Raw genomic sequence first — 15,063 nt, 5'->3', positions numbered from 1 at the left:
TCACCTGGTTTTAGTATCGTGGATGGTAAACACCTCAACATTCCGCTTGGCCGCAGCAAGCTCAAGGCCATAGGCTGAAAGCGAACGGTTTATTGAGGGAACATCTACCATGTTTCCGTCAATCTTTATATCCACCCGGCCTTTATACTCCGTTTCATCCACAACAGGCGTTTTAAGGTTCTGCAGCCAGAATTTATCCAGGTTATTTACAAGCACTTCGAAACTGCCCCCTTTCATTTCAATACCCACTGCAGATCCTTTCATCGAATAGTTTTTAGACTCCGAGGCGAAACTTTTACCGTTTCCTTTGCGGCGCAAGACCAGTACATCGCGCAGTTCTTTTCCCTTTTGCAGGCTATACTGCGGAAACATCCGCACCAGGTCCCCCTGGATCAGCTTCCAGTATTCCCCCATTCTCGCCTTGGGAACAATCAGTTCGTAGGTCAGCCCATGTTTCCTGACCCAGTCCCTGGTAGCCTGTCCGCGGGATTTAGTGGTAAAAACCGAAGTATCCGCGATTTCATATTTCATATACTTTTTCGCCTCAAAAACCGGGGTACTATAGGCATACCAAAAGAGGTTCAAGGGCGAGAGGTTTACAATCCGCAGCCTAAAAGCAGTAGAATCATTTATCCATTCTGTCTTGTATTCCGAAGCGGCGCCTGCCTGATATCCCCGGAGAGAGGAGAGAAAGCGGACATCATCAGCAATCTTCTCAGAAACGACAGCCTGACCTCCAGATTCCAGAAGTTCATCTTTCAAAGGAAGTCCAGAACCAGGTTTTTCCAGCATCTTCCGGATAGATGCATCAGTAACAGCATTATAATCAGTAATGGCAACAACTTTTCCAGCACCATCAATCCAGACATAATGTGGCAGCGCCTTATGGGGAAACAGCTGCCCCAAAAATTTATCACCAAGAACTCCAGGAATATCAAAGCCTCTACCCCGTTGCTGCCCAAGCTTTGAGAGAAAAGGTACAATTGTTTTCTTATCCTGATAAGCCACAGAGACAAACTGTACCTGCTTATCAAAGGCCTTCTGCAATGAATCCATCTTTGGGATCATGGCAATACAAGGTCCGCACCAGGTGGCCCAGAAATCAAGGATAATAAGCTTGCCCTTATAGCTGGACATTAGAATCTGTTCATCCCCTTCTCCTTGAAAGGGATGTGTCCAGAAAACATCAGGAACCATACCGCCAATGGCAATACCATTGGCAGGTACTGGAACCTGTGCTGTAGCCCCATTTGCGGATAGGGCAAAAACCAGCAAAAAAAAAGTAAATATCTTAAGTAAGCTATCATAAAATCCGGGGCATACAAATCCCCTTACGATAGAAATCATTATTTTTTTCATAAAATGTTCGGTTAAGTTGATTAGGGAATTGAGATCTTTCGATCACACGCAAATAACAATGTGGGGAACCTAAAGTATTATCATCATTAAAGAACCTATTGAAAAGTCCCCCACATTGCTATTTCCTATACAGGATTCTTTGGCTTCAAAGCATAAAGCCTGTCGAAACAATAACATTTACTTAGTCCCATATCCAGTCAGGCGATTATCCGTTAAACAAAAAATAACACCATAATCATTCCCACCATCTCAAACACCAAGAACAGGGCCATAAGCAGAAAAGAAACAACCAAAACCACTTACTCCCATCTTCTCCTGACCTAACCTTCCCAGCACCTGCCTGGAACAAGGCTTCTCCCCGACAACCAAGTCATGCTCCCCAGCCTCCGAAGGAAACCCACCCAGTAAAGCCAAGGGAGTGTATAGAAAAGCCCAACAAAGAAAAAAAAGTGGCAAATAACTACTATTGGCTTTCATATTGCAGGATTAAAAATGCTAAACTAAAATTGATCGATGGCAAAACGAGCAGAAAGAACTCACCCAGATGCTCCGGATTACTTGAGTAAAAAAGGCGCAAAAACCAGCCCCTTCCACATAAAATATGCGGATACGGCAAACCGTATTGCTTATTAAAAAAAAGATACCTACCTTGGGAATGCGAATAACCATAGTACTGCACAATTGCCTAACAAGCAATAAAGGGCTGGTACCAAGCTAAATTAACCCACGGGAATCAGTGCGCTCTCTCACACCAACCCCTGCTTTTTCATTGGGCTATTTTATACCTGGAATTCCGGCACGCGCATTACGATGGAGAACAGATAACGTTCTTTAACAAGAGTTTAAGGGAATACTTGAGTATCACTTCCTGGAAGTAATACGATTTGATGGCGCTTAATTTTTTCATCTGTACATAATTTGTTTACAGTTGTGATGAAGCTACCTGATTTTACTCATCCCACTGCGTGGTTTGAAAAATCATGGTGGTTTCGCTTTCATAAACGGTTAGTTTTTATGTAAAACGATGTAACTCAATAAAAGCAAAAGGAAACCAGATTGGAAAAACCAATAGGGCGAACTCCAATGCTTTTGAACGTGGTACCGTCAAGAACCGCTTAAACCTAGGCTTAAGTTTCCCAAAAGACTGACATGAAGCCCGCCCTATTGAATATAAGATATCACGAAGATAGCAAATTCAATAGATACGGCGAACTCATGGTCGGCTCATGGGAAAGTTTGACGGTTTTCGTTCATGAGAGACATCGTTAAAGCCAGGTTGTCCCAACTCTATTTGTCGCTATAAATAACTGATAAACAAATATAATAAAATATTTACTAGTACCAAGTACTAAATTAACTTTTTTTTATGCCGAGGAGGAAAAACTCTGTTGGAATCCAGAAAAACAAAATTAAAGAGGTAACTAAAGTTGCCGGAGCATCTCAGAGATTAGTTGCTTTAATGCTTGACGTGAATTATACCACAGTTAGTTCTTGGAATTCCAATACTACGCAACCAAGCGAAGAAAATTTAGATCAGATTGGTGAATTGCTACAGAGAGATAACCGTGATCTACTTGAACCACAGGGACGAGTTGATACAGGGTTGGCCAAGGCTTTAGAACAAGAGTTGAGGAGATTGCACAAAGAAGAAGGCATACCCTATGAGGTTGAAAAATTTGATAAGAAAAAGGGTGTGAAGGTGAAGGTAAATAATCCGGAGCTGATGAAAAGGTTGAGGGAATTTGCGGAGGGGTATAAAAAATTAAAAGCTTAAATCCCTTTAATTATGAAGAGAGTATTAACCATCATCGAGGGGCATGCATCTTCCTCCAACAAGTAGAGTTGTTGCTCAAGTTATTATTTTTATTCATGATCGGATAAAGGCTCATCCATGATTATAATAAAATTAAAATAAATTTTAGTACGACAAAATATTTTGAAATGATGTATTATCATACGTCAATATATTTCTTAGATCACACCATCTTTCCCACTAATGAATAGATGGAAAAGAAAGATCAAATAAAACAGGCATTCGGTAGCCACCTGCAAAAGCTCAGATTGACAAGATCACTAAGCATTCGAAAACTCGCAGGCAACTCAGGACTAGAATACAGTCAGGTGCAACGCATAGAGCAAGGAAAAGTTAATATTTCATTAACTACAATTTTCGCCCTTGCCGAGGGCCTGGATCTTGATCCTAAGGATTTATTGGATTTGCCGAAAAAATAATTCGCCAATTTATTTCCGCTTTGAAACTTTTCATCCCATAGATAATGAAAGCAGGTCAGTTTGAATGGTTCTTACTGGCTGATGGTTTCATGGACATTAAACACATGGTGGTGTTGGCATTGCGCTCACATCGCTGAAACAGTTTTATGAAAAGTATTATTACAAGGGAGAGCTCTATCCCGACCGCAATTGAGCAAATTGACTGGATAGCCTTTGAGCATATTCAAAATAAGCGTAAACGTACTAAATCGAACTTCAGTCTGGAAGCACTCGAATTTGCTCAAGATAAAGTCCTGGGTAGTATCAAGCGCCAAGCTTACGGACAGAAACTGGCTGAGGATTTGTTTAGGGATGGGAAGAAAAAGGCTGCGCAGCAGTATAATCCACGGAGCCGTGTTTGCCAGGGAACCAGTGAATATCTCAGGAGCCAACATCAATATACTGAAATATCGCCAACATTGGAAGATAATTTCAAAATTGCAATTTCAATTGTGAAAGATTCTTTTTCACAATTATCATCCAGGCAGGCTATCGCATTATATATAAAATTTTCAGGGCATGACTGTGAAGAAAGGATTAAGTACTATTTGAACGTTGGCATTAGACAGTATCGCAACATTCTATTAGGTGCAAGAGAAAAGCTCAGGAATGTCAACGGTTTTGAGAAAGCCTTTTTTCTCATAATGCTTCACTGCCCTGAAGAAGACCTAACCTCCTTTTTGAAAGGAATTGTGAAATCCAAATTATTACAAAGTAAGACTGCATAATACAAAAATGATGGAAACTCAACATACAACATCACCTATCATAACGGCTGAGCTAGTTCGAGCTGACACCGCTCTTCAAAGCTTTAGGGATGGTGGATATAATTTTACCGATGCAATTGGTGAGATTGTGGATAATGCAATCCAGGCGGGAGCAAGAAAAATAAAGTTTGACTGGGAATTCAGGTCTGTGAAGCGTGGCAAATCGCCAAAGCCCAAACGGGAAATTGTTTCTTTGGGCATTGCTGATGACGGCCAAGGCATTGCTGCGGGTATTTTGGCCAATGTGCTTACAATAGGTTTTAGCACCCGCTACAACAGTAGAGAAGGAATCGGACGATTTGGCGTGGGCTTCAAGCTAGCTTCCATTAGCCAAGCTAAGCGCCTGGAAATCTATACTCAGCCTGCTTTTTTAGATGTACAGACGGATTCTTTCGGTAATTATACACCATTGACTAGTTCGAAAAATACCGGTAGAAAGATTTTTATGACTTACCTTGATCTTGATGATATCAGGGAAGGAAAACAGGTGAATTATAGTTACCGAGAAGTAGACAGTTTTCCAGATGATTATGCCAAGCTCATGGATGGGTTTAACAGCGGCACACTAGTTATATGGCGTAATATTGACCGGATGAACGAGGATAAGGCTTATACTGAATCAGCTGATGAGAAAATTGCCAGCTTGAATTATTTTCTTTCAAGGACTTATAGAATCTATATTGATAAGGGTCTTAAGATCTTCATTCCCAATAAAGAAAATCGACTTTTTGAAGAAAAAGAAATCAATCCCTATGATCCTACCTTTCAAATCGACAACCTTGATGCCAATGCTTTGGCGCAGGGGGAAAGTATGCAGGGTGAATTCGTTGAAGATGGAGAGCTGAAAATTGAGGATGAAATCGTTAAATGGAGAGTATATCTCACTCCTGAGGTAACCCGATTGGTTGAAGGTGGTGGTGGTATCAAGGGCCCACTCGGTGAACAGCAGTTTAAACGGCTCCATATTCCAGACAATCAAGGAAAAATTAGTTTCTTAAGACATGATCGTGAAATCAGTTATACCAAGGTTCCTCATCTAATACAGTCGGATAATCTGGATCGCAATGGTCATCTTGATAGGCATATTGGTATTGAAGTATCTTTTTCACCTGCGCTAGATGAATATTTCCAGGTCCGACATATTAAACGCGGAGTCGAACCCGTGGAAAAACTCAAAAAAGAGCTCAAGTTGATCCTGAACAAGCCTGTAAAAGCAGCCAGAAAGCGCATAAGACAAGTCTGGGCAGAATCCAAATTACCCCAACCCGCTAGCGCGCTCAATGATTTTAGCGGTGGAAGGTCTGTGAGTGAGGATACTGTTCAATCCAGTAATCCAAGTATGCCTCAAGGGCGTTCTGGCGAATCAATGGCTCCTGATGCAGAGTTCGAACGTTTGGTTGAGGTGGCCGACAGTCTGGGTATTGTAGGCACCGAACAGCAAATAGATTTTGCAACGCAGGTGCAACAAAAACCCATGGTAGCTTTGGAGATGGAGTGGCCAGGCAAAGGGTTATTGGATATAGAGCACCTTAATAAGACGGTCTTGGTGAAGATTAATAAAAAGCATCCTTTTATAAAAGAAATTTATAACTCAATTAAAGAGGCTGCGAAAAAGGACCCGAGTGATATGGAACCGGATTATATCAACCACCTCTTCCAAAGGGCACTAGATGGGATTGATTTGCTCTTCTTTGCCTATGCTAAAGCTGAAAGCATGTCCAGTGATCCTGAAGAAGATTACATGGAACTTCGTGAAGACTGGGGTAAGTTTACCGCAGCCTATTTAAAGAAGCGTGATGAAATGAATATAGCCTAAGAATTAGATCAGGGCTAAGGAATATACTTAGCCCTTTTATAAAATCTTTTTGGGAAGAATTGCTTTTTCATCTTTTGTTATTCCTTTATATTTCTGAATGAGCCCCTTAAGATCGCCGTCAGGATATTCACCCAAGAGATAAAGGGACAGATTGTAAGCAATTGTTTGACTACTTAGCTTTGCCTCCATTTTTCCATTGTCCCACAATACTTTATTATAAGGACTATTCGGGAATACAAAACCTATTTTGTTAATGTACTTCTTTAAAACTTCTAGTCTTTTCTTCTTTGCAAAAAATACATACAATTTTGCCAAAAGAATCAATCCTACAGGCCTAAAAAGTAAATACTTATTATCAGTTCTGGCCAGTTTCAAGGTAAGCTTCCCAGAGAAATACAACTTATATTCGATCACATTTTCAAAAATAAAATCATAGAAACCAAATGCAACCGCCTGCAGATTCTTTACGTTGACCTCGTCCCAGGTTTCGGTTCCTGATGATTTTTTGATAAGAGCTGATAATTTCTTATGTACATTGTTTAAGGAGAGAAGATTTGTGAAAAATTTATCGTCATTTGTATCCAATTTCGCGGTTTCGGTTAGTGAGATAAGTGTACCACGTTTAAATTGTGGATATTCTGCATAGACCCTACGTGTAACAATTGAACTTAGGTCTCGTTCGTCAATTTTTATTTTATCACCTTCCGACACGGGTTTTGCATTTTTGTTGATATCAGAAAATAGCCTTCGGGTCCTCTTTCTCCCTTCGATATCATCAAGATGGGCGATAAAAATCACAGAAAACTGATCGTCTTTAAGCTTCTGTTCGTCTTCAGGCCTACTTTCATCTTGTTGCGCCGCAATAGTAATCCCTGCGACGCGATGTTGCCCATCAATTGCAAACATTTTCTCTTTTCCGCTAAAGACCAAAAAGCCGATCGACTCTTTTATTGGAGCAAGCTGCTCATCAGAGAGCCGAAAATGTTCGTTCGATTGTATATTAAATTCAAACCAGTCTGGAACGTCATCAAAAACTCCGATAATAATAGAATTAAAGAAACGATCCTCTCTTTTGAGTAGATAGTTAGCAATCTCCTTTTTTCTTTCTTTTAGATCTCTTTGAAGAAATTCATCTAACGTTTTTGATTCGCGAATATCCTTTGCAGCCTTTACACGCTCATTAATATCTCTGGCACTCATTAAAGATGAATAATAAACCCAATCTCCCAATACTCCACGAAGTGATGGTAAAACTAATTTTTCCATAATCATTGTTTGTTGAAGGCCTTTTTTGCCTGTGAGATTTCAACTGGGAAATCATCTTTATTAGCTATCGGAAAATAAAAACCATTGAGACTCTTCTCCAACTTCAGTATTTCTGTAGAGCTAGCTTTTAAAGTGGAACACGCTATGTAAGTTTGTGGATAGTATTTAACTAGTAAACGCATTAGTGAGCTTCTTTTCTTCAGCTTACTCAGACTATAATAATCTGCCAAGCGATCTCTTAATGCTCGCCCAGTTCCATTAGCATTTGAAATCCCAATATATAAGACAAATTTGGGCATGTCCAAGATTGTAGTGGCTGGTTGAATATAAAATATATACACTCCAGGATCGGTGCTAGGAATGATGTGCTCTAAAGTTGGTCTAGAATCAAATTTGAATTTTACCCATTTGTATGTAAAGCTCGATATAACAGGATAATGGTTTTCCCAATTTCTAGGATCAATAATTAACTCTTCCCTTGAGGATGCAAAACGTGGGTTGGGAGGCAAATCAATATAATCGGACTTTTGGTCCTGATAAAAATGGGCATCCAGTAAATCAAATGTTTTTAGCTTCACCATTCTGTTATTGACTTAGGCCCTTATCAATCATTGATGAAATAAACTCAAAACCAGTAGTATTGAGGTTTGTTTGAAATTCAACATTTAACAATTCCAACCCATCATCAACATGCATCTTTACGTAGCGGCCGATATCCTTATCATGAGCATAAATATCATATTGTAATGCAATTATGGCAATGTAATAATCGGTATACTCACCAAATAAAACCTTGGCGTTATATTCCTTCCCTTTGGAATCCTTAATTTTTGTTAGTTCAAGCTTTTTATCTTTCGAAACGGAGTAGGCAAATGCAATCCTTGAAATAATATTTTCTGTACCTAAATTAAGTTTATTGGTGAGGTTAGTAATTATCTCTTTATTGGCTAGAGAAGTTCTGATGTTGCTAAACATAAGCTTTCTGTGTTTGTTGATACCAGGTAAACAATAACTTTGGTTCGGTTTGCTCAAAGCCCGAGCTATATTTATCGTTCTGCTTAATTAAATAGGCTTTCCCTACACGATCAACCATCCAACTGTATTCTTCTTCATTAAGTTCTTTTTGCAATAAAGGAAATAATACTACCTGTGCTGAAAGGTTTGGGTAAAACTCTTTTATAATGTTATGAGAATGATTTTTATCGAACTTTTGTAAAGGACTGTCGATAAATACAGGGAAACGTACATTCGATTCATCCACCAGAGCTTTTAACAAAGCAGTGGCATAAAGTTGCTGCTCGCCTTTCGAAAGCAATTCCTTATCGATGAATCTGTTTTGGTTATCATACAATTCAATATCTATTAAATCGCCTTCAATAAGCACATGGACACGGCTCACAAAGTCACTTTTGTGCATAAGCCTGTTTAATTCATATTGAATGTTTTTTTCTAATGACCCTTTCTTTTTATTCTTTAATTTCTGAATAAAAAGATCGAGTTTCTTTATTAAGCGCTCCGCCGTTTCATCTTTCTCTTTGTCTACATCCTCCAGAATTACTTTTTTACTCAATTCAGAAGTTTGACGGGCTAGCGAATTGGCCTCGTTTTCCAATTGGTGTACTTCGGCTTTTAAAGTTTCCTGTTCATTCAATAATTGTTTAATTTCCTCATCAAGCTTTTCTTTCGTTTTACGTATAGAAGCAATCACAGGATCTTTCCCTTTAGCTTCCCCATCCTGGAGCTTTCTGTTTACATTATTAAAAACACTTTGCAAACGTTTTTGATCGTTAATAAGGGCTTTAAATGCTTTACCGAAAGTTGTGGTAACATTTTCGTAAGCCACATAGAATTTTTGCTGCTGGTCTGGCGTAAAACTTAGTAATGCCTTAACCTGAACCGCATCCTTGGGCATTAACTCTGCTTCGATTAAAGCTAACAAAGTATTTTTCTGCTCATTGCCCAAAGTCAGTTGGCTTTCTGTTACTAACTTAGAAATGGCCGTGAACTTAGATTTTAACAATGCCGTTGCAGCAGCACTATTGCTACTCTCCAATTCCAACTGCTTTTTAACCAAAGCCATTTTATTAACAAGCATAGCAAAAGGTGCAAGCTCGAGCATATCGTTAAAACGGCTCTTCATTTTACTAAGGTCATCGGCAAGGATATGTTTTTGCTCCCTTAATCTTTTAATTTCTTCAATGGTGATTGAACTTCCCTCTCTGATAAGCTGCTCTTGATGAACATCTGATGTAGTGCGTTTAATCTGAATACTTTCAACAATACCCTCTAACTGATTTCGCTTATGCTCAATCATTTTCTTAGTTTGTTCCAACTGCTTATTTAAGCGATCTAATGCGCTGCGATCGCTCTTACTTGCGGACTTCTCTCTAATGCGATAACGCATCTGAGCGAGGCTTGCTTTCAGATCTGTATATTTTTTAATACCCAATACTTCAGCATAAGCCTGACTTAAGTATTTTTTCTCTTCAACGGTATTTACATCTGCAAGGGAAACAATTTTCTCTGCATCGAAAAAGAAGAATTTTGCAATTTCCTTTGGTAAGATAAAATCATTTATGAAGATTTCTGGCCCAACATTTTTAGTCAGTTCATTTTCCCGTCCATCGATAAGGATCGTTAATTTTTCTTTGTGTGTAGTGGCATTATAGCTTCTTGTAATTTCTAATTGCTTGCAAGGCACAGAAGGAATCATGATGTTCGAAAACTTAAGTGTAACGCTAAAGCTTGATAGGTTATCTATCTGGGCATCAATAAACTGTTTTTCAGTTAGTGTTTTTTTATCGCGGGTTGCTTTTAGCTCTTCAATTGCTGGCATTGCCTCACTTTGTGCAAGCCGGTTCATCAATTTCTCGCAGTAACGGGTATATCCTCCTGCTTCACTAATGTCCTGTTTATAACGTTCGTCTACATCGTTCATTAATTTACCATATAACCCCCATACTAATGAAGTTAAAAAAGATGTTTTACCAAAACCATTATTTCCTGCTATAACAGTAATGTTTTGATCGGCATCCGTGGCAAAACTTAATGTATTTTTACCTTGGTAAACCCGAAAGTTATTTATAATGATTTGTTCAATGAACATATTATTTTGTTCTAACGTAATGTTCCAAATGATTTTCAAGATCGTGCTGTAAACCGTAATTGTTTACCATGATGTATCTTGATTGCTGAACCTCTAAAAGCTCATTGATTAGGTTATAATCGGTTTCATCAACAAATACCTCTTTTAACGTATCCTTCTCAAAAACATCTTTTACATCAAAATCGTGTGCCTGAAGATTTGTGCCATAAACTTCGTTATAGATATCTGCAACACTGAATCTAAATAGTGAATCACGGTGCCAGGTTACCTGAATACCCACCAACTCCTGTGAATTTATTAATACTAATTCCGGTTCCGTTTTTTGAACTTCTTTTTGGGCTTCCAGTAATACCTTAAGCATATAAGCGCGTTTTTCTTCAAGATAAGGCCCCCATCCATCTGGATTTTCGATATAGCTTCCTCTTCTTTTAGTATCTCTCCACTCTCTATTATTACGGTTTTCCTGCAGCATATCTCTAAAGTCGGCCAAAGGTTCCATCCATTCTTCGCCATTATCGATTAAGGCAGCCATAGATTTATCCTTTTTTACTACGGTACAAACCCAGCAGCCAAAACGACTATTTCCACAGGATGGAGTTGTATCATCTATTACTAAAGGACAATCGCCACCAGTTGCATTGTTGTACAGGGTAACCAGTGCCCTATTCGAACCTCCCCAGCCCGGGTTGTTCTGAAGTAAGTATTCCCAAACTTCTTTGGTTTCTACATCTTTAATCAGGGCAAAAACATAAGCGTTTGGTAAAACATGTTTCCTTAAACGCTCCCCTTTAACTTCATGTTTCTTTATACTTTTAGCTCGGTTTACGCTCTCAGCACTACGAGTGCCAAGAAGTATTATAACCTCGCCGATTTCACTGATTTTACTTTTAATGAATTCAGTTGTAGGATTAATTTTTAATCTTTCAGTACACCATCTAAAAGTATTATTTGGAGTCGGATAACCTTTACCGATTAAGTTTACCCAAAAGCTTTCTTCAAGTTTTGGAGTAGTCTCATGAACCGTTAACGGAATGGACTGCTTTACAGCTTCGTCCTGAATATTTTTTAAGGTAATTCTAATAAACTGGGCTATTTTAGGATTTTCAACTAAGGTGTCGTTGCAAACCACATAAATAGGTCTAGTCCTGAGTATAGGTTCAATTTTTGCAATAGTAGCCCATACTAACTGTAAAAGCATAGTTGAATCTTTCCCTCCACTGAAACCAATAATCCATGGGCGATTATCATCATCTGCCATGTATTGATCCAGAACCTCTTGTTGTAAAAACTTGATATCTAAAGCCATATTTTTAGAAACTATAAAAGCCTTAAGATTTTGCTGATTTAAATCTTAAAGCCTTTCAATTTGACTTACTACTTCCTAATAAATTTATAGGATAGGATAAAGATATAGCAAAAAAAAATAGGATGATCTTAGAGTTATCAACAAACTAACAGTTATTAAGATGTATGTTTTTGAAATATAAGGAATTATAAGGTTTAAATATTTTTAAATTTACATTACTATGAAGTGTTAACATATTGTTACAAATTTATGAATGCTTAATTAGCCTTTTAATACCTCACTGCATATTAGTGGCTGACGATTTTACTTCAATCTGGTATACTCACACATCATCATTTTAGTAAGGGCTCTCAAAGGGTTTTCAGTTACTGTCTGCGCCGACCATATCTACAGCTATTTCCAGTTTCACAAAATTTGAGATTCGTGAATGAACAGGCTATTCCATTATGGCAACTTTTTCCTTTTTTTTAGGTAGGTGTTTTTTAAGATATCGAATTATGGGTCCTTGTTCTTTTATTGGCTTACCAGAATAAGCTACCTACTGATAAACTTCCCAAGAATTATTCTAACCTGCTATTCTTTTAGACATTTAAAATTCTGAAGTCCTTAGAGGCTACATATACAAAAGTATTTGGACAATTTTGATTCACCTACTCGATCTTTCCCGCTCTAACAAAATCGACGTTCTCAGCAGCTTTTACTTCCTAAATCTATTTTCAGATTTACTGATATTTTAATTAGCGCAAAATTGATGCGACAAGTCCACCTAACTCAGCTAAAGTAATCATTTAGTGACATTTAAGTATTCCAAAAAAGAATAAAAGACCTTAAATTAGCGTCACCAACCTATTTTTTATGAAAACTACCATCAATTGCGTCATTATTGACGACGATCGGTCGGCTATTCGCTTACTGACCGACCACATCGAGGAATTCCCAAACCTTAAAATTGCCAAAACTTTTACAAAGCCGATTGAGGCCTTAACTGAACTGAGCCAGGACAAGAATGTCGACCTTATCTTCCTCGATATTGATATGCCCGGCCTCTCCGGGATAAAACTGGCGGAGAATCTGCAGGACAGGGCACCGAACATTATCTTCACAACAGCACATGACCGGTACGCACTGCAGGCATTTGATGTCAGGGCAAAGGACTTTTTGCTCAAACCCATAGAACTTGAAACTTTCGCCAAAGTTGTCAACAGGGTATTAAAAGAATGTTTTGTAAAGAAAATCAAAGATTTCACTTATGATGACCTTGCATTTTTCAGGCCCGGGCAGCGCGGGATCATCAACCGGATCGACACCACATCCATTACCTATATCAAGGGAGCGGGCAACTATGTAGATATTTTTACTGCAGAGGAACACTTCACGATATACATGACGATAAATGAATTATCTGCCATGCTGACTCCGAACAACCAGTTTTTCAGGGTACATAAATCCTATCTGATAAACGGTTCCTACGTAACGCGTATAGTAGGTAACGTCGTTTATCTGGGGAAGCACCCGGTACCGATGAGCAGCCCATATAAAACTAAGTTCTGCGAGTTCATCGCGGAGAACATCTGGGTATCAAAAAGGGTCTGACCCTTTTCCCAATGTGGGTGAAGCACTTTGTATGATTCCTGTCCCGACTGTAATGATGGTCATACTTGTCTCTGTCGGGTCAGTGCTGGAACCCGTTTTTTCTTTTGCAGAGCGGAAAACAAATACTGTTCTCTTACTCAATTTAATGTGGCTTTTTTGTTTCATAAAAGAAACTTAGCCCGAACAAAAACCTTAATAGAACTTATTACGCAATCGCTATGTTGACTTACGCAAGACCAATATTTAACTTAAAAAACAAATGGGGAAATCCGCTCTGGCATGTAGCGGGATGGTTTCTTTTTATCGCTTATGAATCCTTTGCGATTGCAATGGCAACAGGCTCTGCCGGAAAGATTTTGTTCTATGTGCTGCATTACGGGGTCAACATTTTACTGTTCTATTTTCATGCCCGGGTCCTCCTTCCGGTGGCGAACTCCAACAGGAAACAGCTTATCTGGAAGCTGCCCATTTTAACGGCGATCGAACTCTGTCTTTTCCTTGCTGTGAAATTTGGCACCGATCATCTGATCGCATACTGTTTCCCCGGAATGAGTGATAGCAAAATAACCTTCGATGAAAAGTTTATTTATGGAGGCATCTGGCGCAGCGTTTACTTTATTTTGCTCTCATCAGGTTATTACTACCTGATCTACTATATACAAGAGCGGGATAATAGGGAGCTTTTAGAGAAAAGAGCCTATGGAGAAGAACTTAAGGCCAAAGAAAACCTGATTGAACTTAACAGCGCCAGGAATGCATTCCTCCGGGCGCAGATCAATCCACATTTCCTTTTTAACACGTTGAGCTTTATATACAGCAAGATACATAAGACGGATCCCAAAGCTGGAAAAACCCTTTCTTTACTCTCGAAAATTATGCGTTACGCGCTGGAGAGCGGCAATGGGCCGGGGCTTGTTAGACTGGAGGAAGAACTGGAGCAGGCCCAGCTGCTATTAGAACTATGGAGAATCAGGCAGGAAGAGGAAAAGACAGAATTTATCGTCAAGATCGATAATGATGCAGGGAATGTCAAATTTATTCCCCTTGTCATTCTAACCCTCCTTGAAAATATGTTCAAGCACGGGAATCTCAGTATGCGAGAGCATCCCGGAATGTTAAAGATCGATCTAACAGAGGGGTACATTGAGGTTAAAACAAGCAACCTCATCAATACCGGACTCAACGACTCCGGACATCATACGGGATTAAAGAACATCCGGCAGAGGCTTTTTCTTACTTATGAGAAGGATGCATCAATGGAATGCCAGAGAGAAGGGGAATATTTTAACGTAACAATTAAGGCACCCGCGGAATAAAGTATCAGATCCTGAATGCCGCCTGTTCATCCTGTGGAAAAAGTGGGGATAGAACCCAGGGGATTTAGACTTGTTTACTCAAGCGCTCGAGGGCTTAAAAGCAATTGGTCAATGGTTCTAATTTTGTATCACCATTGCAAAAAAGATGAGCGTTGGTGCAAGATAAACGGCATACACATATTAAAGTGTTGACCATTTTTCCTTTAATCAGAATTTGCAGACAATCAATCACAAACCCGCGGCAGAAAACTATTTTGCAGGTT

The 15,063-nt window shown here is 39.0% G+C and carries 12 protein-coding genes; 6 read left to right on the top strand and 6 right to left on the bottom strand.

Translation table 11 applies throughout. The annotated features are described in order from the left end of the window. Complete coding sequence (locus tag ACTJKN_RS07180) at positions 1-1,359, bottom strand: thioredoxin domain-containing protein (protein WP_440823656.1); 1,359 nt, start codon at positions 1,357-1,359, stop codon at positions 1-3. Positions 1,360-2,725: 1,366 nt separating this feature from the next. Here ACTJKN_RS07180 and ACTJKN_RS07175 point away from each other — a divergent pair. The 4 genes from ACTJKN_RS07175 to ACTJKN_RS07160 all read left to right on the top strand — a co-directional run bounded on the left by ACTJKN_RS07175 (position 2,726) and on the right by ACTJKN_RS07160 (position 6,213). Continuing rightward, positions 2,726-3,133 carry a hypothetical protein gene (locus tag ACTJKN_RS07175; RefSeq protein WP_440823655.1) on the top strand — a complete coding sequence of 136 codons (408 nt, stop codon included), beginning with the start codon at positions 2,726-2,728 and terminating at the stop codon, positions 3,131-3,133. 230 nt (positions 3,134-3,363) lie between these two features. Further along, on the top strand, positions 3,364-3,591 hold the full coding sequence (locus ACTJKN_RS07170; RefSeq protein ID WP_440823654.1) for a helix-turn-helix domain-containing protein: 228 nt from the start codon (positions 3,364-3,366) through the stop codon (positions 3,589-3,591). A gap of 146 nt (positions 3,592-3,737) precedes the next feature. Further along, on the top strand, positions 3,738-4,358 hold the full coding sequence (locus ACTJKN_RS07165) for a hypothetical protein (protein ID WP_440823653.1): 621 nt from the start codon (positions 3,738-3,740) through the stop codon (positions 4,356-4,358). 10 nt (positions 4,359-4,368) lie between these two features. Further along, a complete protein-coding gene (locus ACTJKN_RS07160) occupies positions 4,369-6,213 on the top strand; it encodes an ATP-binding protein (protein ID WP_440823652.1) in 1,845 nt (614 codons plus the stop codon). A gap of 36 nt (positions 6,214-6,249) precedes the next feature. On the opposite strand, the gene ACTJKN_RS07155 is transcribed toward ACTJKN_RS07160, so the two are convergent. Genes ACTJKN_RS07155 through dndC form a run of 5 tightly spaced genes read right to left on the bottom strand, consistent with a single transcriptional unit; the run spans position 6,250 to position 11,891 of the window. Beyond that, on the bottom strand, positions 6,250-7,479 hold the full coding sequence (locus ACTJKN_RS07155; protein WP_440823651.1) for a DNA sulfur modification protein DndB: 1,230 nt from the start codon (positions 7,477-7,479) through the stop codon (positions 6,250-6,252). A gap of 2 nt (positions 7,480-7,481) precedes the next feature. Next, positions 7,482-8,060, bottom strand: a complete 579-nt coding sequence (locus tag ACTJKN_RS07150) for a hypothetical protein (RefSeq protein WP_440823650.1) — start codon at positions 8,058-8,060, stop codon at positions 7,482-7,484. Between the two features lie 4 nt (positions 8,061-8,064). Further along, entirely contained in the window at positions 8,065-8,454 is a 390-nt protein-coding gene (locus ACTJKN_RS07145) for a DndE family protein (protein ID WP_440823649.1), read from the bottom strand. Next, complete coding sequence (locus ACTJKN_RS07140; protein ID WP_440823648.1) at positions 8,447-10,585, bottom strand: hypothetical protein; 2,139 nt, start codon at positions 10,583-10,585, stop codon at positions 8,447-8,449. Before ACTJKN_RS07140 ends, ACTJKN_RS07145 begins: the two co-directional genes overlap by 8 nt. Position 10,586: 1 nt before the next feature. Then, positions 10,587-11,891 carry a DNA phosphorothioation system sulfurtransferase DndC gene (gene dndC, locus ACTJKN_RS07135; RefSeq protein WP_440823647.1) on the bottom strand — a complete coding sequence of 435 codons (1,305 nt, stop codon included), beginning with the start codon at positions 11,889-11,891 and terminating at the stop codon, positions 10,587-10,589. An 855-nt stretch (positions 11,892-12,746) separates the two neighbouring features. On the opposite strand from dndC, the gene ACTJKN_RS07130 reads away from it, so the two are divergent. Then, a complete protein-coding gene (locus ACTJKN_RS07130; RefSeq protein WP_440823646.1) occupies positions 12,747-13,484 on the top strand; it encodes a LytR/AlgR family response regulator transcription factor in 738 nt (245 codons plus the stop codon). A 218-nt stretch (positions 13,485-13,702) separates the two neighbouring features. Next, positions 13,703-14,800: a sensor histidine kinase gene (locus ACTJKN_RS07125; protein WP_440823645.1), complete on the top strand. Its 1,098-nt coding sequence runs from the start codon at positions 13,703-13,705 to the stop codon at positions 14,798-14,800. Positions 14,801-15,063 lie beyond the last annotated feature (263 nt).

The sequence above is a fragment of the Pedobacter sp. 22163 genome (assembly GCF_052045595.1).
GTDB lineage: Bacteria > Bacteroidota > Bacteroidia > Sphingobacteriales > Sphingobacteriaceae > Pedobacter.
This window is presented reverse-complemented; position numbering and strand designations above follow the sequence as displayed.

Bases quoted from the DNA above. Each gene is read 5' to 3' on its own strand.
- ACTJKN_RS07180 (WP_440823656.1), bottom strand. From the start codon at position 1,359: ATGAAAAAAATAATGATTTCTATCGTAAGGGGATTTGTATGCCCCGGA.
- ACTJKN_RS07175 (WP_440823655.1), top strand. From the start codon at position 2,726: ATGCCGAGGAGGAAAAACTCTGTTGGAATCCAGAAAAACAAAATTAAA.
- ACTJKN_RS07170 (WP_440823654.1), top strand. From the start codon at position 3,364: ATGGAAAAGAAAGATCAAATAAAACAGGCATTCGGTAGCCACCTGCAA.
- ACTJKN_RS07165 (WP_440823653.1), top strand. From the start codon at position 3,738: ATGAAAAGTATTATTACAAGGGAGAGCTCTATCCCGACCGCAATTGAG.
- ACTJKN_RS07160 (WP_440823652.1), top strand. From the start codon at position 4,369: ATGGAAACTCAACATACAACATCACCTATCATAACGGCTGAGCTAGTT.
- ACTJKN_RS07155 (WP_440823651.1), bottom strand. From the start codon at position 7,479: ATGGAAAAATTAGTTTTACCATCACTTCGTGGAGTATTGGGAGATTGG.
- ACTJKN_RS07150 (WP_440823650.1), bottom strand. From the start codon at position 8,060: ATGGTGAAGCTAAAAACATTTGATTTACTGGATGCCCATTTTTATCAG.
- ACTJKN_RS07145 (WP_440823649.1), bottom strand. From the start codon at position 8,454: ATGTTTAGCAACATCAGAACTTCTCTAGCCAATAAAGAGATAATTACT.
- ACTJKN_RS07140 (WP_440823648.1), bottom strand. From the start codon at position 10,585: ATGTTCATTGAACAAATCATTATAAATAACTTTCGGGTTTACCAAGGT.
- dndC (WP_440823647.1), bottom strand. From the start codon at position 11,891: ATGGCTTTAGATATCAAGTTTTTACAACAAGAGGTTCTGGATCAATAC.
- ACTJKN_RS07130 (WP_440823646.1), top strand. From the start codon at position 12,747: ATGAAAACTACCATCAATTGCGTCATTATTGACGACGATCGGTCGGCT.
- ACTJKN_RS07125 (WP_440823645.1), top strand. From the start codon at position 13,703: ATGTTGACTTACGCAAGACCAATATTTAACTTAAAAAACAAATGGGGA.